A 20537-nucleotide genomic window follows, 5' to 3' on the forward strand; every position below is an offset into this window, starting at 1 on the left:
CCACCGGATACATCCGATGACTCGCCCGCGCTACTCCTCGGTCGGGCCGAGGACCGCCCGGTCCCCCAGCCACACCTCCCGGGTGCCGGCGGCGTGCAGCTCCAGCACCGTCACCTCGTTCCGGCCGGGCCGCAGGACGGGGGCCGGGACGTAGAGGGTGGCCTGCGGACCCCGGGACCAGTAACGGCCGAGCGGGAAGCCGTTGATCCAGGCGTGCCCCTTGGTCCAGCCGTCGAGGGCGAGGTGGCAGTCGGCGGCCGGGCCGGCGAGCTCGAAGGTGCCCCGGTGGAAGGCCGGGCCGACCAGCGGTTCGGCCGGAGCGAAGGTGAGGGGCGCCAGGGAGTCCAGGGGCAGCGGGCGGCTGCTCCAGTCGGCGAGCTCGACGCCGTTGACGGTGACCGGGCCGAGCAGGCCCTTGCGGTCGGCCAGCGCGGGGCCGTAGTTGACCCGGCCCTGGTTCTCCAGCAGAACGGAGAGCCGGGCGCCGATCCTGGGCGAGCCGAACGCCAGCACCCGCTCGTGCAGCTCGCGCTCCAGCACGCCGACCGGCTGGCCGTCCACGAAGACCTGGGCACGGTCGCGGACCTCCCCGATCCGCAGCAGCACCGGCCCGGCGATCGGGAGTCCGGCCTCGTACAGCAGGAAGCCGAAGTCCTGGCCGAGCTCCTCCATGGTCAGCGGCCGGTGGGACACCACCGCCTCGCCGAGCACCTCCTGCTGCTCCAACAGCCCGGCGCAGTCCGTGAGTTCGACGGCGCCGAAGGACAGCTTGGGCGCGGCTGCGGGTACCGGCTCGGCCGGCACCGGCGCGTACCGGGCGATCACCTCCCGGAACGCCAGGTACTTCGGGGTGGGATCACCCGCCTCGTCCAGCAGCGCGTCGTAGTCGTAGGACGTCACCGTCGGCCGGTAACTGCCCTTGTCGTTGGCGCCGTTGGTGAATCCGAAGTTGGTTCCGCCGTGCAGCAGGTAGATGTTGACGGAGGCTCCGGTGGCCAGCAGCCGGTCCAGCTCACCGGCCGCCTCGGCCACCGGTCGGCTGGTGTGCACCCCGCCCCAGCGGTCGAACCAGCCGATCCAGAACTCCGAGCACATCAGCGGCCCGGTCGGCTGCTGCCGCCGCAGCTCGGCCAGCCCGGCCTCCGCCCGGCTGCCGAGGTTGACCGTCCGCAGCACGCCGTCCAGCCCGCCCCGGGCCAGGTCGCCGGGCTGGTCACAGGTGAACAGGGGGACGTCCACGCCGTGCCGCCGTAGCAGACCGGCCAGTTCGGCGAGGTAGGCCGGGTCGTCCCCGCCGTGGGCACCGTACTCGTTCTCCAGCTGCACCGCGATCACCGGCCCGCCGTGGCCGGCCAGGTACGGCTTCACCAGCGGCAGCAGTGCGGCCAGGTAGCCGTCCACGGCGGCCAGGAAGCGCGGGTCCCGGCTGCGCAGTTCGATGCCCGGCTCGGCCAGCAGCCAGGACGGCAGGCCGCCGCCCTCCCACTCGGCGCAGATGTACGGGCCGGGCCGCAGCAGGACGTGCAGCCCTTCTGCCGCCGCGAGGGCGAGGAAGCGGGGCAGGTCGAGACCTCCGTCCGCCCGGAACTCCCCGGGCCTGCGGGCGTGCAGGTTCCAGGGGACGTAGGTCTCGACCGTGTTGAGGCCCAGCAGGCGTGCCTTCCGGAGCCGGTCGGCCCACTGCTCGGGGTGGGTGCGGAAGTAGTGCAGTCCGCCCGAGATGATGCGGAACGGCCGTTCGTCGAGACGGAAGCCGTCATCGGCGATCTCCAGAGGCATGCCTGCTTCTCCTCATCGATGTCTGGTCGTCGGTCAGTTCAGCGGACGGCAGAGCAGCACGTCGGGCACCCCGCCGTGGCTCCAGCGCCAGGTGTAGCCGACCCCGGCCAGGTACTCGTCGTCGCCGCACTGTCCCTTGTAGTGGCCCGGCGCCCAGTCACTGGCGCTGGAACCACCGGTGGCGGGCCGGTTGTCGCCGCGGTCGAACCAGACGGTGCGGCCGGTGACCGGCAGCGCCCGGTCGGCGGGGGCGCAGAGCAGCGCGGCCATCGCGTTGCCGTTCACCGCGTACCCGGCGGCGAAGGTCCGGTCGGGGCACTGGAGCTTGTTGTAACCCGAGGCCCAGTCACCGCGGTTGACGAACCGTTCGTCGGTGACCACCGTCCAGCCGGTCCCGGCCGCCGTGCCCGGGCGGCGGGCGTCGGTGCACAGGCCGCGCGAGTCGCTGCGACCGAGGCCGGTGAGGCGTTGGCCGTCGGGGCAGTTGCCCTTGCGATTGCCCGTGCTCCAGTCGCCCCGGGCCAGCATCGTGCGGGAGAGGTTCTGGTCGCCGAAGTCCAGGTTGAGCATGTTCCAGTGGTCGGTCGGCGGGATCGCCCCCGTCCGGCCCGGCGCGTTGACCAGCTTGGCCCAGTCGGCGGAGCGCCAGTCGGCGGGGTCGCCCACCGTGGCGGTGCGGCGGCCGGCCGCGTCGTAGTTCACCAGTGCCCAGTCGTCGTTCGCCTCACCGGTCGGCCGGCTCCAGCCGACCAGCGGCCACTGGGCGAAGTCGCTGTCGTTGCGCACCAGGATGTCGGTGAAGTTCTTCCACCAGGCCCGGTCCTTGGGGTCGGTGGAGCGGCTGCCGGCACCGAACTCGCTGATCCAGACCGGCGCCGTGAAGTGCTGGCCGGCCGTGGTGACGAACAGCGCCTGGTCGTCGACCACCTGGATCAGCTGCTCGGGGGTGAGGTCCCGGTAGCGCGGGTCGTTGGTCTCACCGTTCTGCCAACCCCCGCTCGCCCCCGTGTGGTTGGGGCCGGTGAAGCCGTAGAAGTGCGCCGAGTAGACCAGCTTGCCGGAGTCGATCAGGGTGTGGGAGAGGGTGCGGACCGGAGTGAGGGTCGGCCGGCCGTGGCTGAACATCCCCTGCGGGATGCCCTGCCAGTTGATGCCCTCCATCACGATCAGCAGGTCGGGGGCGAGCTGGAGGATCCGGTTGCCCGCCTCCTCCAGGGCCTTGTAGAGGTCGTGCTCGTTGCCCCAGCCCCAGTTGGGGTCGTCCCAGGTGTCCCGCCGCACCTCGTTGCGCAGGTCGGCGCCGACCACCCGCTTGTCACTCTTGTAGCGGTCCACCAGGAACAGCCAGTCGTCGATCCACTGCTGGGTGGACTGCCCGCTGTTCCACCGCTCGCTGCCGTCCAGGCCGCAGCAGAACCGGTAGTACGTGGTGTGGTTGTTCAGCACCACCGCGAAGCCGTCGGCCGTCAGCGCGGCGACCACCGCGTCGAAGACCTGGAGCGGGGTCCGGCCCCGGAGTCCGGGGTTGGCGGCCACCGCCGCGTCCGGGACGGGGGTGGAGTCGTGCAGCATCGCGTTGGCGAACGGGAGCCGGATGCTGTTGATGCCGAGCTCGTGGAAGTCGGCCAGGATGCGGCTGATCGGGGTGCGGTCGAGGCCGAGCGGGATGTTGCCGGACATCTGGTCGGCCTGGTGGTTGGTCACGTCGTTGACGTCGCCGCTGCCCTCGTAGGTGCCCTGGGCCCCGGCCCAGTTGCCCGACTTGAGCTTGAAGCGGTTGCCTCCGGCGTCGACCACGTACCGGCCCCGGGTGCTCAGCGGGCCGGTCCAGGACGCGGCGAGCTGGGCCCCGGTCTGGACCGGCGCCGATACCGACGCCGAGGCGGACACCGAAGCGGGCGCCGAAAGCTGGGCCGACGCCGGGGCCGGGCCGGCTGCCGAGGCACCGCCCGGGAGGGTGAGGAGGAGCAGGGAGGCGGAGACGAGTGCGGCGGACAGCAGGTGCCCGGCGCGGTGGGTTCTGGTGGATCGCATGGCGAATCTCCAGGAAGGTGGGATGAGTTGGGGTGGTACGGCCCCGTCGCCGCCGCCCACGAACGGCTCCGGGGAGCAGGGAGGGGTGGCGGCGCCTCAGCCCTTCAGTCCGCTGGAGGCGATGCCCTCGACGATGTACCGCTGGGCGATCAGGAACATCACCACGAGCGGAGCGATCGTCACCACCGCGCCGGCGAACAGGCCGGGCAGGTTGATGGTCTGTGAGGTCAGGAAGCCGGAGAGCGCGATCTGCGCCGTCCAGGCGGAGGGGTCCTGGCCGATCACCAGGGGCCAGAGGAAGGCGTTCCAGCTGTCGATGAAGGCCAGTGCCCCCAGCGAGGCCAGCATGGCGCCCGAGTTCGGCAGCGCGATCCGCCGGTAGAGGCCGAACCAGCCGAGCCCGTCCAGCCGTCCGGCCTCCTCGATCTCGGCCGGCAGGCGCAGGTAGAAGTTGCGGAACAGCAGCACCGCGAAGGGGTTGAACAGGCCCGGCGCCAGCACGCCCCAGAGGGTGTTCACCCCGCCCATCGAGCCGACCACCACGAAGGTCGGCACGAAGGTGACCGAGCCCGGGATCATCAGGGTGGCGACCACCAGGGCCATCAGCACCCCGCGCCCGGGGACGGGTATCCGGGCGAAGGCGTAGCCGGCCGCCGAGGCCAGCAGGGTGGAGACCGGCGCGGTGATCCCGGCGATCAGCAGCGAGTTCAGCAGGGCCCGGCCCAGGTGCAGGGAGGGATCGGTGAACAGGCCGGTGAAGTTCTCCCAGTGCGCGCTGGAGGGCCACCAGGTCCACTCGGGGGAGGCCAGACTCCGGCTGTCCATCAGGGAGTTGCGCAGCATCAGGTAGAACGGCGCCAGGAAGACCAGGGTCAGCAGGCCCACCACCACTGCGCGCAGCCCCGCCCCCACGCGGGTCGTCGTCACGGTGCTCACTCCTCGCCCTTCCCGAAGCCGGTGACCCGTCCCTGGACCAGCGTGACGCCCACGATCAGCGCGGTGAGCACGAAGGCGCCCGCCGATCCGAGGCCGTAGTTCTGCGATCCCATGGCGGTGTCGTAGAGGTGCACCAGCGGGGTCTGCACCGGCGCGGTGGCCGAGCCGGAGAGGCCGCTGCTGAACAGGTTGTAGAACTCGTCGAACGCCTGGAACGCCGCGATGAGTTGGAGCATCAGCACCGCCACCGAGGTGTTGCGCAGCATCGGCAGGGTGATCCGCAGCGCCAGCCGCCACCCGGTGGCGCCGTCCAGGGCGGCGGCCTCGTACACGTCCCTCGGGATCGCCTGCAGGCCGGCCAGGAACAGCACCATGTAGAAGCCGACCTGGAGCCAGAGCCGCAGGGTCACCAGCACCACCCAGTACAGCGGCGGGTCGGTCGACTGGATCCACGGCACCGCGTCCATCCCGAACCAGCCGCCGACGGTGTTGGCAACGCCCGACGGAAGCCCGTTGAACAGGGCCATCTTCCAGAGCAGCGAGGCCGCGACGTAGGAGACGGCCGCCGGGATCAGGAAGGCGGTGCGCACCACCGCCCGGCCGCGCCGGACCCGGTGCACCAGCAGCGCCAGGCCGAGCGAGGCGACGAAGGTGACCGGGACGATGAAGGCGGAGAACAGCAGGATCTGCCCCAACGAGCTGCGGAACGCCGGATCGCCCAGCAACTGACGGTAGTTGGCCAGGCCGACCCACCGGCTGAGCGCGATGGTGCCGTGGGCGTCGCAGAAGCTCAGCAGGAAGCTCCAGCCGATCGCCACGTACTTGAAGATCCCGAGGCCCAGCAGCACCGGTCCGGCGAGCAGGGCGAAGGCCGCCCAGGCTCGGAGGTCGGTGCGGCGGTGGCCCGGCCTCGGCACTGGGTTCGGGCGGGCAGACTTCGGCGCGGGCTTCGATCGGGCGCGGTCCGATCCGGCGGGGTCCGATCCGGCGGGCTTCGATCGGGCGGGGTCCGAGATCGCGGCCATCAGGAGCGCTGCTTGTCCAGCGCGGCCTGGGCCACCTTGGCTGCCTCCGCCAGCAGTTGGGCCGGATCGCCCTGCCCGCTGACGGCCTTCTTCGCGGCGGCGGCGAACGGTGCGGAGAGCTCGGTGTCCCAGGTGTTCGGGTAGTGCCGGCCGTACTTGGCGGCCAGCTCGACCGTCTCCTTCGCCGTGCCCACGGTCAGCTTGTCGGCGGTCGCGGCCACCGAGGCACGGGGCGGGACGTGGAATCCGTAGCTCTCCGACCAGTCCTTCTGCAGGGCCGTCTGCTCGACCCAGAGCCAGCGGACGAAGGTCTTCGCCGCCGCCACCTGGCGGCCCTTGGCGTTGACGCAGCTGGTCCAGCCGCCGACCCGGAGCACGGGCGTGCCGCCCGACTTGAGCGCGGGCCAGGGCAGTACGCCGAAGTCGTCGCCGAGCGCGGTCCTGATCGCCGGCATCGCCCACAGGCCGCACCACTGCATCGGCACCACGCCCTGGGTCAGCGCGGACGGGTCCCACCAGTCGGTGGTGAAGCCGAGCAGCACGGACTGGTCGTCGGTGAGCCGCTTGAGCGCGGTGACCGCCTCGACGGCCTGCGGGGAGGCGAACTCCACCCGGCCGTCGGTGACCAGGCTGCCACCGTTCGAGAGCACGGCCAGAGCCGGGCTCTCGCCGAGGCCGTCGTTGCCGAGGTAGAGGCCCTTGGTGTTCCTGGTGCTGAGGGCCTTGGCGGCGGAGGCCAGGGCGTCGAAGGTGGTGGGCGGGGCGATGCCCGCCTTCTCCAGCGCGCTCCTGCGGTAGTGGAGCATCAGCACGTCGTCGATCATCTTGACGCCGTAGACCTTGCCGTCCACCGACATGTAGTCGAGGTTGCCCTGGCTGAAGTCGGACCGCTCACTGCCGTAGACCTCGTCCAGCGGGGCGAGTTGACCGCGCCGGGCGAGCGCCTGGCTGAAGTCGCCGATCTCGAAGACGTCCGGCGCGCCGTCGGTCAGCAGGCTGGCGTTGAGCTTGGCGGTGTAGTCGCCGGGCACCCAGGTGACCTTCACCGCGATGTCCGGGTGCGCCTTGGTGAACTCGCCCGCGTACCGGGTGAGTGCCTGCTGGGTGCCGGCCTCGCCGTAGGCGTGGGACCAGACGTTCAGGGTGGTCCCCGCGCCCTTGGCGTCTCCGCCGCCCGGGGTGGTGCTGCAGCCGACCGCCGCTCCGGCGACGAACAGCAGGGAACCTCCGAGGAAACCCCGTCGGCTAAGCTCCGCTCTGTGTGCACTCATCTCGCGTCCTCATGGGTGGGGGAACGGGTGGACTCCGTACCGGCCGGTGTCCGCCGTCGTTTGCTGCCAGGCAAGACGGGCACCGGCCGGGGGCCGTGCGGTGGTGCGGTGGCGTGCGTGCGGGTGGTTCCGGGTGTGCGGGTCGTGCGGGATGTGCCGACTGCGGCCGGTCGGGATGTGCGGGTCGTGCGGGATCGTGCGGACTGTGCGGGTCGTGTCGGCCGGGTGCCGGTCGTGGGGCCCAACTCCCTTGCGAGACCGGGGTCCTAGGGGAACAGTGCCTGGATTCCGAGGACGGCGGCGCCGCGCGCCCAGTCCTCCCAGGCGAGCGGACGCAGCGTCAGGGGGCAGTTCGCGGCGGCCTTGAAGGTGTGGGCGGCGTAGGCCTCCCGGATCTGGGTGCCGAGCAGGTCGTAGGTGTCGAGCCCCTCGCCGGTGACCACCACCCGCTCGGGGCCGAACAGGTTGACCAGGGTGGCGATCCCGGTCCCGATCGCCCGTCCGGCCCGGGCGAACGCCTCCCGGGCCGCAGGGTCACCGCTGCGCGCGAGGTCGACGGCGCCGTCGAAGTCCAGTGCCGTCAGGCCGGTGGCCTCGCGGACCCGGGCCAGGATGGCGCTGCTGGACGCCACCGCCTCCACACAGCCGGTCTGGCCGCAGTGGCAGCGCGGGCCCGCAGGATCGATGCTGATGTGGCCCAACTCGCCTGCCACGCCGTAGGCTCCGGCGATCAGGCGGCCGTTGACGACCAGTCCGGAGCCGATGCCCGCGCCGATGGTGACCAGCGCGAAGTGTTCGGTGCCGATGCCCTCGCCGAACCAGTGCTCGGCGGAGGTGATCGCCTTGACGTCGTTCTCCACGATGACGTTGAGGCCGGTCCGCTCCGCCACCAGCTCGGCCAGCGGGACGTCCTGCCAGCCGGGCAGGACGGAGTAGCGGACCCGGCCGGCGTGGCGGTCCACGTCCCCCGAGACCGCGATGCCTAGGTGGCGCAGGTGCTTGCGGTGGCGCGGGTCACGGCTGAGCAGCAGTTCGACCGAGTCGCAGATCAGTGCGCCGACGGCGGCCGGGCTGCGGTCGGCGCCGAGCCGGCGGCCGGTGGTGGCCCGGACGCCGGCCCGCAGGTCGCAGACCACGGCGTAGAGCGCGTCGGCGCTGACCTTGACGCCCAGGAAGAACTCCCGGTCCGTGGTGACGGCGAGCGGGTTGACGGGGCGGCCGGCCCCGGGGGCGGTGCGCTCCGGCGGGAGCTCGTGCAGGTAGCCGTCGTCGATCAGTGGCCGGGCGGCCTTGGTGATCGCGGTGCCCGACAGCCCGACGCGACGGGCCAGTTCCACCCGGCTGAGCGGCCCTTCGGCCAACAGCAGGGCGAGGATGGCGGTTTCGGCCGGTGCGGTGACCAACGGCTGGGTGTGGGTGGGAAACACGGAAGCAATGTAGCGACGAATAAATAACTTCGTCCAGTATTGATTTCAGGCCAGACCCGCCCCTACCCTCCGCGCGCCCGAAGGTTCGCCGGTGAGTTGACGCTTCATCAACTTCCATAAATAAATAACTTCTTCACGTATTGATTCCATCGACCCGGCTCCCTACGCTCGGGCACCGCGACCACCACTGCCCCCAGGGAGAGCCACCGTGTCCGCGACGCCGTCCTCCGTCTCCTTCGACCCCGTCGGCGGCCTGGCCGTCCTCACCACCGCCACCACCACCTACGCCATCCGGATCGGCGCCGACGGCAGCCCGCGCCACCTCTACTGGGGCCCGACGGCCGGCTTCGCCGCCGATCTCCCCCTGCCGCGCTCCCCCGCCGCCAGCAGCTTCGAGGCCGAGCCGGCCGCCGACGAACTCGCCCCGCAGACCGGCGCCCGGTTCGGCCCGGCCGGTCTCCAGGTCCGCTTCGCCGACGGCGTCCAAGGCGCCCAGTGGCGGTTCACCGGCCACCACGTCACCGACCACGGCGAGCTCCGGCTCCGCCTGACCGACCGTCACTACCCGCTGGCCGCCGAGCTCTGCTACCGCGTCCACCCGGACAGCGACGTCATCGAACGCTGGACCGAACTCACCCACACCGGCACCTCCCCCACCCTCCCCTCGCCCACCGCCCCTTCCCCGGACGACCTGACCGCCGAAGTCCCGAACGCTGACCGGCCGACCACCGACAGGCTGACCACCGACGGACCGACCACCGACGGCCCGATCGCGGTCACCCGCCTGGACTCGGCCGCCTGGACCGCACCACCACTCCCCGACTACCGGATCAGCCACCTGATCGGCGGGTGGAACAGCGAGTTCCAGCTCCAGCGAGACCGGCTCCCGGTGGCCGAGACCGTCCTCACCGGCCGCCGCGGCCTCACCGGCCACCACGCCAGCCCCTGGCTGGCCCTCGACGACGGCACCGCCACCGAGGAGCGCGGCGAGATCTGGAGCACCGCCCTGACCTGGAGCGGAAGTTGGCGGATCACCGTGCACCGGGACCCGGTCGGCCGGACCACCTGGACCGGTGGCTTCGGCCACGAGGGCCTGAGCTGGACCCTCCGCCCGGGCGAGACCCTGCACACGCCGGTCTTCGCCGGGCTGCACACCACCGAAGGCGGGTTCGGTGCCGCCAGCCGCGCCTGGCACGCCCACGTGCGCTCCCGGGTCCTGCCGGACCCGGCCCGCGAGCTGCCCGTCCTCTACAACTCCTGGGAGGCCACCGGCTTCGACGTCGACCTCAAGGGCCAACTCCGCCTGGCCGAGCTCGCCGCCGGGCTCGGCGCCGAGCTGTTCGTGCTGGACGACGGCTGGTTCGGCTCCCGCAGCAGCGACCGCTCGGGCCTCGGCGACTGGACACCTCGCCCCGCCGCCTTCCCCGGTGGGCTCCGGCCACTCGCCGACCACGTCCACGCGCTCGGCATGGAGTTCGGCCTCTGGGTGGAGCCGGAGATGGTCAGCGCCGACAGCGACCTCTTCCGCGCGCACCCGGACTGGGTGCTCCACGCACCCACCCGAGAGGCCACCGAGCTGCGTCACCAGCTCGTCCTCGACCTCTCCCGTCCCGAGGTGGAGCAGTGGGTGCACCACACCCTTGACCGACTGGTCCGCGAACACCGGGTCGACTGGTTCAAGTGGGACGCCAACCGCGCGTTCACCGAGGCCGGCCGAGCCCACCACCCCGACCCGGACCGGCTCTGGATCGACCACACCCGCGCCGTCCACCGCGTCATGGACCGGCTGCGCGCCGACCACCCCGGCCTGCGGATCGAGGCGTGCGCGGGCGGCGGCGGCCGAGTGGACCTCGCCGTGCTGGCCCGTACCGACCAGGCCTGGGCCTCCGACAACACCGACCCGGTCGACCGGATCGCCATCCAGCACGGCTTCAGCCAGCTCTTCCCCGCCCGGACGATGGGCGCCTGGGTCACCGACAGCCCGAACGTCACCACCGGCCGGACCACCCCGCTGCGGTTCCGCTTCCACGTCGCGATGGCGGGCGCGCTCGGCCTCGGCGGCGACCTCGGCAGCTGGTCGGCGGCCGAACTCGCCGAGGCCGCAGCCCTGGTGGCGCAGTACAAGCGCATCCGCCCACTGGTCCAGCACGGCCATCAGTACCGGCTGTCCGGCTCCGGCGGCGACTCGGCCGCCACCTCCCCCGCCTTCCCCCCGGCTCCCGGCGAGGTCCGCGCCGTCCACTACGCCGCCCCGGACGGCAGTGAGCACGCCGTGCTCGCCTGGCGGCCCGTCAACCGCTTCGGCCACCCTGCCGCACCGCTGCCCCTGCCCGCCCTCGACTCCACCGCCCGCTACCGCGAGGCGGAGACCGGCCGGATCCACCACGGCGCTGCGCTCCGCAGGCACGGGATCGACCTGGCCCTCCCGGCGGGCGACCACGCCAGTACCATGATCCACCTCACCCGCCTCACCGACTGAACCGCCCACCTCCTCCGGCCGTCCCGCACCCCCGGAAGTCCCGCTCCCCGGCAGTCCCGCACCTCGAAGGCTCGCAGATGAACAACCGCAGGCTCCTGGTCGTCGGCATCGACGGCGTCCGGTTCGATCTCCTCCCCTCCCTGCACACCCCGCACCAGGACGAGGTCGCCGCCGCCGGCTTCCTCGGGCGGGTGGAGGTCGACCCCGGCACCCCGACCATGTCCGGCCCGTGCTGGGCCACCGTGGTGACCGGGGTCTCGGTCGTCAAGCACGGCGTCTGGGGCAATCGCTTCGACGGCCACCGGCTCGGCGTCTTCCCGGACTTCACCACCCGGCTCGCCCTCGGGCACGGCCTGCGCACGCTGGCGGCCGGCGGCTGGACCCCGCTGTTCGTGGCTCGTGACGGCGGTCCGATGTTCGCCGCACCGAGCCGGCTCAGCTACATCGGGCCGACCGCCGACACCCCCGAGGCCTGGGAGGAGTGCGACCTCGCGGTGGCCACGGACAGCGCCCGCATCCTCGCCGAGAGCCCCGAACTCCACGCTGCCTTCGTCTACTTGGGCGCGGTGGACGAGACCGCCCACTTCCTCGGCTGCGGCCCCGCGTACCGCACCTCGATCGAGACCGCCGACCGCCACCTCGGCACCCTGCTCGCAGGGCTCCGCCGCCGCCCCGGGCACGCGGACGAGGAGTGGACGGTCATCGTGGTCACCGACCACGGGCACCGCGACGAGGGCGGCCACGGTGGCCGCTCCCCCGAGGAGACCACCGCCTGGATAGCCGCCTGCGGCCCGGACATCCCGCCGGGCGCCCCGGCCCCGGACGGCCTCCGGCACGCCGACGTCGCCGCTCACGCCTACGCCGCCCTGGGCATCCCGATCGATCCCCACTGGTCCCTGGACGGCCGCCCGTTCAGCGCCTCCGCGCGCCGCTGAGCCGGTCGCACCGCACCCAGGGCCACCGGCTCGGCGCGTCGATGCCGCCGCACACCCGGGCACGAGTGACCTGTCTCACACCTCCCTGACGAACCGCCAGGTCACGGCCGGGTCCGGCCACCCACCGGGGCGCCCGCTGCCGAGGGGGGCACCACCGCGCACGCATGAACCACCGTTTCCGGGACAGGCGGGACGCACGACCGAGCAGCGCGACCTGAGAGGGCCACCGTGACCACCGCTTCCCGTCCGACCGCCGCACCGGCCCGCCCGCAGAGCACCCGGAACACCCGTGAGCCTTGGCAGGACGGTGCCTGTGGCACCTCCGAGGCGTTCCACCGGCCGGCCGGCGAGCCGCGCGCCGCCGCCGAGCGCCGCATCCGGGCCGCCAAGGCCGTCTGCACCGCCTGCCCCGTCCGGGTCGAATGCCGCCGTCACGCCCTGGCCACCCGGGAGCCGTTCGGCGTCCGGGGCGGCCTCTCCGCAGAGGAGCGCCGCGCCCTCTTCACCGGCTCCGAGCAACTGCAGGGGCCCCTGGCGGCCTGAGCCGCAGGTCGGGACGCCGCGCGGGTCCGGGGCTTGCGTGGTCAGACGACAACAGGCAACCGAGGCGGCCCCGAGCCGCACCGCGAGCCACGGCCCGCTCCTGCGGCTACGACTCCTCCACCAGGTCGGCCGTGCGGCTCGGCCGGTCCGACACCGCCCGGGTGCGGGCCGGCCCCGGCTCGGCAGCACCCTCCCCGAGCGGCCTCCGCCGACACCTCCGCCGCCGCATCGCATCCCCGCCGTACCCTCCTTCGAGTGGTCCCAACGGCGGCCCCGGCGTTGCGTCCCAGCCGCTCGCACCCGGCTGCCTACGCTCCGCAGATGGACGACGCATGGACCGCAGAGCAGGCAGACCGGTACCGGATCGGCCCGGACGGCCAGGAGTTCCTCGGGATCGAACCCCCGCTAGGTGAAGCACAGTTGGACGGCAGCGGACCCGCCCTGGAGGCCGGACCGGGCGATCACCCGCGCTGGACCCCGGAGCTCACCGACCCGACCCGGGCCACCGACACCCCGCTGCGCTCGATCCCCTGGGACCACTCCTACGACAACGACTGACCGCCCGTCGCCCGTTCGGGTGGCGCCCCGGCACGGCGCGGGCACGGCCGCCCGGCCCGGGGTAGGTTGCGACGCACGGCGCGGCGCGACCCCCGCACGTGCCCGGACAGCGAGCACCCGGGAGCCGTCGAGATGACCGTCAACCGCAGGAACCTCCTCCGGCTCACCACGGTGGCCGTCGGCTCCGGCCTCACCGCCGCAGCGGCCGCCGGCCCGGCTGGAAGCGCCCAAGCAGCAGGCCCGTCAAGGACGTTGAGGTTCACCGGGAAGCGGTCCGCTGCCAACCTCCCCGAGCTGCTGGTGCCCGGGACCCCCTACTTCGTCCACTACGACCTCCTGGACGAGCAGGGTCAGCCCGCCGGCACCGAGAGCGCGCACTGCACGCCGGTCACGGTGGACGCGAACGGCGCGGTGGTCCTCGCCTCGCTCGCGCTGCGCCTCACCGGCGGCACCATCACCGCCGCCACCGCCTACGAGCGCCCGCTCCCGGCCGTCACCGAGACCCTGCTCGCGGCACGCCGCTGGTCCCACACCTTCGCCGTCACGGGCGGCACCGGCGAGTTCAACGGCGCGACGGGAGAGCTGACGATCGATCACCTCACCCGGGAGGACGACGTCCTCACCGTCACCCTCACCTGACCGCACCACCCTCCTTCTCCCCTTCTCCCCCAAGCTCGCAACGGCCCACGGCGCCCCGCGCTTGGACGAGTCCACCGGCCGGGCCTCCCGCGTCAGACCCCTCCGCCGAGGCCGGGCGCCTCGGCGGACGACCGGGAGGTGTCGACGGGCCGGTCGATCGCCGTCCCCAAGGGTCGGAGCTTCCCGGTGAAGGCGGTCGGGCTCCGCACCACCGCAGCCAGCAGGTCGGCATCCCCTGGAGTCAGGCCGTCGGCGATCGCGCGCGGGAGCCACGGCCCTCCGCCACCCTCGTGCCGTTCCAGGAGTGACCTTCCGTCATCGGTGAGGTCGCCCGGCTCCCCCCACCGGTCCTTCCGGTCGACCACACACCAGACCCCGCCCAGGAACAGGGAGGCACCCAACAGCCAGAACGCCTGCGGATCACCCGCCGCCGGCCGGATCAGCGCACAGTCCAGCACCACGCAGCCGAAGACGCTACCGCTGAGCCAATTGCGGGCACGCTCGAAGGCCCCGAAGCGATCGGGGTGCAGCACCAAGCCCTGGTCACCCAGCCGGTTCCCGACCTCCACGACGGACCGGCTGCGGCCCAACTCGAACGTCTTCTCCCAGGTCCTCACGCTCGGCTGCGAGCCGATCGCCTGGACGACGTCCGCCTCGACCGCGTCGCGCGGATCCGGGTCGGTGACGGTGACCGTCCGCGCCCCCTCGTCCACCACCAGTCGCCCGGCGAGCATCATCGCGGCCAGCGCGACCCGCGGGACGGCCTGCCCCCGCCCCCGGAGGTACGCCAACTCGTGCAGCGTCAAGTCCTCGTCCGCGCACCGGAGTCGGAGCGGCGCGCGCATCGCCGTCCGCCGGGCGCGGGCGAAGCGGAACAGACAGACCAGGGCCGCCGCGTGCACCAGACCGAACGCCGACCACCACCCCATGGCCCCCTCCTCGGTCTTCCCCTACCCCCGACCGTCGGGCCCGACGCCCGCCACCGGCCGGGGACCGCTCCGGGGATTCAGCGCCCCGGGGCGCCGGTGGGCGGGACGTCGAGCACCCGGAAGGCGATGCCGGCCGCGATCAGTCGGTCGATCAGCGGGCGGCCCATGGCCACCGCCGTGGTCGACTGGCCCGCCACGGGCGGGAGGTCGTCGTAGGCGAGGCAGAGCGCCGCTTCGGCGAGCATCACGGCGGTCTCCTGGTAGCCGGGGTCCCCGCCGGACACCTCGGCCAGCACGGCCCGCCCGTCGTCGGCCCGGGCCGCGAAGCGCACCACGAACCAGTTCTTCGCCCGCTGCGCCGCGTCCGGCCCCTCTCCGGGCTTCCGCAGATCGCCCAGCACCCGCCGCAGCAGCGGCAGTTGGGCAGCCAGCGCGAGTCCCGCCACCGCCGCCAGGCCACCGAGCACCATCGGCAGGCGCTTCACCGCCGCGTAGTGCGCGTAGGAGAACTCCTCCCCGTACTCCTCCAGTCCGGCGGCCGAACGCCCGACCACCTGCGGGTCGATCGCGGGCATCGGCACCACCCAGGCCCGGGCCGGCCAGGAGCGCCGCACCCGACCGGTGGGGGTGTGGATCCGACGGCCCTTCGGCCGGGGCTCCGCCGCCCGCCGCTCCCGGGCCACCCGCGCCATCGCCCGGGGACGGGAGAAGGCGAGCAGCACCGAAGCGAGGGTGCCGCCGGAGACGGTGCCGCCCGCCCGGACGTAACCCTCCACCGCCACCTGCCCCAACGGGCCGCCCCGGCGCCGCAGTTCCTCCACCGTGAAGAGCACCCCGAGGTCGTGCGGGATCGAGTCGAAGCCGCACGAGTGCACCAGCCGGGCGCCGCTCGCCACCGCCTGCCCGTGGTGGCGCAGGTACATCCGGTCGACGAACTCGGGCTCACCGGTCAGGTCCACGTAGTCGGTGCCGCTCTCCGCGCACGCGGCCACCAACGGCTCACCGTGCTGCAGGTACGGCCCCACCGTGGAGATCACCACCCGCGCGGAGGCGGCCACCCGGCGCAGCCCTTCCCGGTCCGACGCGTCCGCCACCACCAGCGGCAGCTGCGCACAGCGCGGGTCGATCGCCGCCAGGCGCTCTCTGACGGCCTCCAGTCGTCCCCGGTCACGACCGGCCAGCGCCCACCGACAGCCCTCGGGCGCGGCGGCGGCCAGGTACTCGGCGGTGAGTCCCCCGGTGAACCCAGTGGCGCCGAACAGGACGAGGTCGTACGGGCGCGGCTCGACCATCAGGAGTCCTTGACTACTAGCGGGTAATCGACTGCGCCACGCTAGGAGCCGGCCCCGCCGCTGTCAACGACCCCACGCCTTCGCGCACGCCCGCACCCACCGGGTGGTCCCACCCGACCACACCCACGCGACCGCACCCACCGGACCACGCGCGCCGGCAGGTCGGGCGAACGACGGCCCAGCCGACCAGCCGAGCGGCTCACGGAGCGTCAGGCCAGCAACCGCCCGACGCACGCGTCCCAGTCGACCAACGCGCCCTCCGCTCCCGGCGGGACCACCCGGTGCGTGCGCGCCAGGAAGGCGGCCAGGTCCCTGGTGGGTGCGCGCAGCACCGCCATGCCGTCACCGACCGGACCGCACAGAGCCAGCAGGGTGTACCGGCCGTCCACCGGGCTGATGTGCACGTCCCCGTCACCGGCGGGCCCGACCAGCCCCTCCGCCAACAGGTCACGCCCGAAGGCCCAGAAGACCGGCACCGGTTCCTTGGGGAAGTAGCAGCGGACCGCCCACGGGTCACTCGTGCTGTAGAATAGTTCCACCGGCACGTCCGCGTGCGGTCCGACCTGGTGGTACATCGCCGTCCGCGCCGTGATCACGTCCATCGGCCACTCTCCCCTTTTCCCGTCCTGCCGAGCGCGTCTGCCCCGCGATCCGCCGGGCATGCCTCCCCGACGTCCCCGGCCGAAGCCGGGACCGAGGCCGGGACCGCGTCCCCGCTCGCCGCCGCTCGCCGCCGCTCAGCCGGCCGGCCCCCGGCCGGTGAAGGGGGTACCGAACGACTCCGGCTCCAGGGTGCCGGGCAGCACCCCGAGTTGCTGGAGCACGGCCAGCCGGTCGAACGCGTCGACCCCACGGGCGATCCGCCCGTCCTCGGCGAACTCCAGCAGGCTCATCACGTACAGCGTGAACCTCTTGCCCCGGCTCGACTCCGGGAGGCAGAGGAAGGGCTCCTTGACGGTGGCGGAGTACTGCACGTGGGCCAAGGCGTGCGTGGGCCCGACCAGCACGCCCGCCGGAGCGGCGTCGATGTCCGCGAAGAGGTCACCGGCCCGACGGAAGTACTCGTTCAACTCCCGGTGCCCCCGGTAGGAGTGACCGAACGCCTTGTCCTCGATCACCGCGTCCTCGGTGTAGTACGCCATCGCGTCCTCGGGGGCGGTCGGCGAGTTCCACATCACCACCCACCGCTCCACGAAGGCCCTGCGCTCCGCCTCGTCGAACTCCCGCACCGCACCCATCCCAGCGCTCTCCTCTCCGACCTTGCCGACCACTGCGACCGCTCCATCCCTTCCTCGCCCTGCCTGCCGCACCCGCCACACCCCCCGCACCCGCCATCGCGGCGACGACCGTCACCCGACGCCGATCACCAGTGCCGGGCCACCGAGGCCAGCACCCGTGGACGGGCCAGCCCCGCCGGGGAGCCGCTCAGGCTGACGGCGTTCCAGACGCTTCCGGCGACCTCGGAGTCGGCTGCCGCCGCCCGCATGGTGGCCCCGAACGCCTTCCCCAGCAGCCCGACGACGACGGGGCGGGTCCCGGGGACCTGGGGCATGGACCGGTCGGCCATGGTGGAGAACAGCCAGGGCAGCCGGACCACGCGGGCGGCCTTCCGGTAGAACCGCCGAGGGAGGTCCGCCGCACCGTCGACCAGGCACTCCTGCAAGGCCCTCGCCTCCAGCGCGGCGACCGTCATGCCCGCCCCGTAGATCGGGTTGAGGCTGCACAGTGCGTCGCCGATCGAGATCAGGCCGTCGGGGAGCCGCCGCAGCCGGTGGAAGTCCCGGCGGATCGAATCGGGGTACCGGAACGCCGAGATGCCGGTGATCGGCTCGGCCGCCCGCAGTGCCGTCCGGGCGTCCGCCGAGAGCATCTCGTCGGCGAAGTCGAGGAACTCCTGCTCCCCGCCCGGTGGTTGGTCGGCCTTGCCGAATCCGTAGAGGGAGAGCACCCAGGCCTCCCCCTCCTGCTGGGTGAGCACCAGACCGCGCGGTCGCGCCGGGGTGGCACCGATCAGCACCCCCTTCGCCTCGCCCAGCGCACCCGGCGGCACGAGGTAGCGGCGGCTGGCGTAGGCGACGTCGACGCGCAACCGCTGTTCGCGCGGCGGCCGGTAGCCGAGCGAGCGCAGCCAGGCCGCGCCCCGGCCGGCCCGGCCCATCGCGTCGAGCACCAGATCGGCTTCCACCTCCTCGGAGGAGTCCGGCCGCCCGGGCCGGGACAGCCGCACACCGCGCACCCGCACGCCGTCCGCACTCAGCGGCTCGACGGCCTCCACCCCCTCCCGCAGGGTGACGCGCCGCAGCGCGCCGACCCGCTCGCGCAGCCGGTCCTCCAGGAACGGCCGGCTCACCTGGAGCACCTGGCCGAGCGGCACCTGTCGCAGCCGCGAGCCGAAGAACACGATCTCGAGTTCGTCCAGCGCTCCTGCGAACGTGCCTCCGCCGTCGACCAGTTCGGTGACGAAGCCGGGGAAGATGCCGTCCAGGGCTTCCGCCCCGGCAGCGGTCAGCGAGTGCACGTGCGCCCCCTGCGGGACACCGCGCCGAACGGCCGGCCCGGTCGGGAAGGCGTCCCGCTCGACCACGGTGACCCGCTCGAAGCACCCGGCGAGCGCCCGGGCCGCGCACAGCCCGCCGATCCCCGCGCCGAGCACCACGGCGTGCCCGGTCCTCTGCGGACCACCGCCACCCGCTGGACTCACAGTCGGCTCCGATCGCCCTCGGCCACAAGGCAGTTGGACCGAAGGTACCGCCGTCCCGGCCGGAACGGCAGCGCCGACGGCCGCGCCCACTGTCGCTCGGGAGCACTCCACCGGAGCGCGCCCGCGCACTGCGCCCACCGCGCCCCCGCCGCCACCAACCGACCCTTTCCCCCTCCGACGAGACGTCAGATTCGTTCGAGCGAGCGAAAGTTGGACACCCCGGCAGCGGCAGGCCCGCACACGGCCCCTGACATGCACTTTTCACCTCTTGCACCCGGCCTTCACGCCATCCTTCCGCCGTGAGCCGAGTCACGGGGCCCCACCGCGCCCGCGCCCCCCACAGCAGGATCTCCGGTCGAGCGACTGCACAGAGTGAAGATCGTTGCCCATCTGATGACCATTCAGTGAAGCCGGTGAAGATCTTACGGCCCGTCCCGCATCGCGACATGCGCATGGATGACTTGATTCCATCGAATCCTTCCGACCCCCGCCATTCGGCAGTTCCGTAGGTCATCTCCGCTTGCGAGCATCGAAACAGCGAGGGTGATCATGAGATCCCCTCGAATTAACGTTTCTGCACCACTTCATGAACGGCGCCCCAACAGCATGCGGGCGCCCAAGGGGGGTACACCCATGTCCGAAATCAGCCACGCCTCGGAACTGACCCGCCGTCGGATGCTCCAGGGTTCCGCCGTCGCGCTCACCGTCGCCACCGGCGCCTTCGCAATCGGCCTCGTCGGCCCGGCCGGCGACTCCGCCACCGCTGCCGACCCGGGTGCGTCGGACTCCTTCGACGAGATCTTCCACGGCCGCCGCATCCAGGGCCGTCCGATCACCGACGGCGGTGCCGGCCACCACCACACCAGCGGCACCACCGGCGCCGGCGGCAACGGCTACGCCGTGCACATCGACGGCGAGGAGCTGCACATGATGCGCAACGCCGACGGCACCTGGATCAGCGTCGTCAACCACTACCAGACGCACCCGACGCCCCGCGCCCTCGCCCGCGCCGCCGTCAACGACCTCCAGGGCGCCGCCCTCGTGCCCGTCACCGTCGCCTGACCCGGCCCGCCACCAGCGCTCCACACCATCACTCGCACCCGTACCGGTACCAATGAGGGGGGACTCATGGCAGTCCGCAAGAACCAGTCGACGCTGACCACCCAGGAGAAGCGCGCCTTCGTCAACGCCGTGCTCGCGCTCAAGAGCAACGGCGGCTACGACTCCTTCGTCAGCACGCACAACCAGTTCATCGTCAGCGACACCGACAACGGCGAGCGGGTCGGCCACCGCTCGCCGTCCTTCCTGCCCTGGCACCGCCGCTTCCTGCTCCAGTTCGAGCAGGCCCTCCAGGCGATCGACCCCACCGTCACCCTCCCGTACTGGGACTGGACGGCCGACCGCACCACCACCGCCACCCTCTGGGGCGCCGACTTCATGGGCGGCAACGGCCGCAGCAGCGACGGCCAGGTGACCACCGGCCCGTTCGCCTACTCCACCGGCAACTGGACCCTCACCGTCCGCCCCGACACCCGCAACTACCTGCGCCGCTCCCTCGCCACCGGGGTCGCCCAACTCCCCACCCGCACCGAGACGGACGGCGTCCTGGCGATCACCACCTACGACGCCGCCCCGTGGAACAGCACCTCCAGCGGCTTCCGCAACAACCTCGAGGGCTGGCGCGGCGTCAACCTCCACAACCGGGTGCACGTCTGGGTCGGCGGCATGATGAGCACCGGCATGTCGCCCAACGACCCGGTCTTCTGGCTGCACCACTGCTTCATCGACAAGCTCTGGTCCGAGTGGCAGAAGCGCCACCCCTCGGCCGGCTACCTGCCCACCGCAGGCACCGCCAACGTGGTCGACCTCAACGAGACCATGAAGCCCTGGAACAACGTGACCCCGGCCGACATGCTCGACCACAGCGCCCAGTACACCTACGACACCGGCTTCTGACGCACCATCACCACCACCCGGGCCCCGGCAGGC

Annotated in this window: 18 protein-coding genes; 7 read left to right on the plus strand and 11 right to left on the minus strand. The window is 72.7% G+C overall.

Going from position 1 to position 20537, the window contains the following annotated elements; translation table 11 throughout:
• Nucleotides 1–30: 30 nt before the first annotated feature.
• The 6 genes from ACIRBX_RS35030 to ACIRBX_RS35055 all read right to left on the minus strand — a co-directional run bounded on the left by ACIRBX_RS35030 (nt 31) and on the right by ACIRBX_RS35055 (nt 8472).
• Nucleotides 31–1779 (minus strand): beta-galactosidase family protein, encoded by a 1749-nt coding sequence (locus tag ACIRBX_RS35030; RefSeq protein ID WP_402303716.1) that lies wholly within the window; start codon nt 1777–1779, stop codon nt 31–33.
• 33 nt (nt 1780–1812) lie between these two features.
• The gene (locus ACIRBX_RS35035) at nt 1813–3813 is read right to left on the minus strand and encodes a glycoside hydrolase family 5 protein (RefSeq protein WP_402303718.1); all 2001 of its coding nucleotides are present in this window, start codon (nt 3811–3813) and stop codon (nt 1813–1815) included.
• Between the two features lie 96 nt (nt 3814–3909).
• Entirely contained in the window at nt 3910–4740 is an 831-nt protein-coding gene (locus ACIRBX_RS35040; RefSeq protein WP_402303719.1) for a carbohydrate ABC transporter permease, read from the minus strand.
• Nucleotides 4741–4745: 5 nt separating this feature from the next.
• A complete protein-coding gene (locus ACIRBX_RS35045; RefSeq protein WP_402303720.1) occupies nt 4746–5666 on the minus strand; it encodes a carbohydrate ABC transporter permease in 921 nt (306 codons plus the stop codon).
• Between the two features lie 107 nt (nt 5667–5773).
• A complete protein-coding gene (locus ACIRBX_RS35050) occupies nt 5774–7045 on the minus strand; it encodes an ABC transporter substrate-binding protein (protein ID WP_402303722.1) in 1272 nt (423 codons plus the stop codon).
• A gap of 266 nt (nt 7046–7311) precedes the next feature.
• A complete protein-coding gene (locus ACIRBX_RS35055) occupies nt 7312–8472 on the minus strand; it encodes an ROK family protein (protein ID WP_402303724.1) in 1161 nt (386 codons plus the stop codon).
• 208 nt (nt 8473–8680) lie between these two features.
• On the opposite strand from ACIRBX_RS35055, the gene ACIRBX_RS35060 reads away from it, so the two are divergent.
• The 5 genes from ACIRBX_RS35060 (at nt 8681) to ACIRBX_RS35080 (ending at nt 13626) form a co-directional block, all read left to right on the plus strand.
• Entirely contained in the window at nt 8681–10951 is a 2271-nt protein-coding gene (locus tag ACIRBX_RS35060) for an alpha-galactosidase (protein ID WP_402303726.1), read from the plus strand.
• A gap of 77 nt (nt 10952–11028) precedes the next feature.
• Nucleotides 11029–11886, plus strand: coding sequence for an alkaline phosphatase family protein (locus tag ACIRBX_RS35065; RefSeq protein WP_402303728.1), 858 nt, complete (start codon nt 11029–11031; stop codon nt 11884–11886).
• Between the two features lie 228 nt (nt 11887–12114).
• Nucleotides 12115–12429 carry a WhiB family transcriptional regulator gene (locus ACIRBX_RS35070; RefSeq protein ID WP_402303730.1) on the plus strand — a complete coding sequence of 105 codons (315 nt, stop codon included), beginning with the start codon at nt 12115–12117 and terminating at the stop codon, nt 12427–12429.
• Between the two features lie 321 nt (nt 12430–12750).
• Nucleotides 12751–12987 carry a hypothetical protein gene (locus ACIRBX_RS35075; protein ID WP_402303732.1) on the plus strand — a complete coding sequence of 79 codons (237 nt, stop codon included), beginning with the start codon at nt 12751–12753 and terminating at the stop codon, nt 12985–12987.
• Between the two features lie 132 nt (nt 12988–13119).
• Nucleotides 13120–13626 (plus strand): hypothetical protein, encoded by a 507-nt coding sequence (locus tag ACIRBX_RS35080; RefSeq protein WP_402303733.1) that lies wholly within the window; start codon nt 13120–13122, stop codon nt 13624–13626.
• Nucleotides 13627–13718: 92 nt separating this feature from the next.
• Here ACIRBX_RS35080 and ACIRBX_RS35085 read toward each other — a convergent pair whose 3' ends face one another.
• From ACIRBX_RS35085 to ACIRBX_RS35105, 5 genes are all read right to left on the minus strand, one after another.
• Entirely contained in the window at nt 13719–14555 is an 837-nt protein-coding gene (locus ACIRBX_RS35085; RefSeq protein WP_402303735.1) for a TIGR04222 domain-containing membrane protein, read from the minus strand.
• A gap of 77 nt (nt 14556–14632) precedes the next feature.
• Entirely contained in the window at nt 14633–15847 is a 1215-nt protein-coding gene (locus ACIRBX_RS35090) for a saccharopine dehydrogenase family protein (RefSeq protein ID WP_402303737.1), read from the minus strand.
• A 209-nt stretch (nt 15848–16056) separates the two neighbouring features.
• On the minus strand, nt 16057–16449 hold the full coding sequence (locus ACIRBX_RS35095) for an SsgA family sporulation/cell division regulator (protein ID WP_402303738.1): 393 nt from the start codon (nt 16447–16449) through the stop codon (nt 16057–16059).
• Between the two features lie 135 nt (nt 16450–16584).
• Nucleotides 16585–17085: a nuclear transport factor 2 family protein gene (locus tag ACIRBX_RS35100; RefSeq protein WP_402303740.1), complete on the minus strand. Its 501-nt coding sequence runs from the start codon at nt 17083–17085 to the stop codon at nt 16585–16587.
• A 125-nt stretch (nt 17086–17210) separates the two neighbouring features.
• Nucleotides 17211–18548 carry an NAD(P)/FAD-dependent oxidoreductase gene (locus ACIRBX_RS35105; RefSeq protein WP_402303742.1) on the minus strand — a complete coding sequence of 446 codons (1338 nt, stop codon included), beginning with the start codon at nt 18546–18548 and terminating at the stop codon, nt 17211–17213.
• 633 nt (nt 18549–19181) lie between these two features.
• On the opposite strand from ACIRBX_RS35105, the gene ACIRBX_RS35110 reads away from it, so the two are divergent.
• Entirely contained in the window at nt 19182–19610 is a 429-nt protein-coding gene (locus tag ACIRBX_RS35110) for a tyrosinase cofactor (protein WP_402303743.1), read from the plus strand.
• A 66-nt stretch (nt 19611–19676) separates the two neighbouring features.
• Nucleotides 19677–20504 carry a tyrosinase family protein gene (locus ACIRBX_RS35115; protein WP_402303746.1) on the plus strand — a complete coding sequence of 276 codons (828 nt, stop codon included), beginning with the start codon at nt 19677–19679 and terminating at the stop codon, nt 20502–20504.
• Nucleotides 20505–20537: the final 33 nt, after the last annotated feature.

It is taken from the genome of Kitasatospora sp. NPDC096147 (genome assembly GCF_044763225.1).
Lineage (GTDB): Bacteria > Actinomycetota > Actinomycetes > Streptomycetales > Streptomycetaceae > Kitasatospora.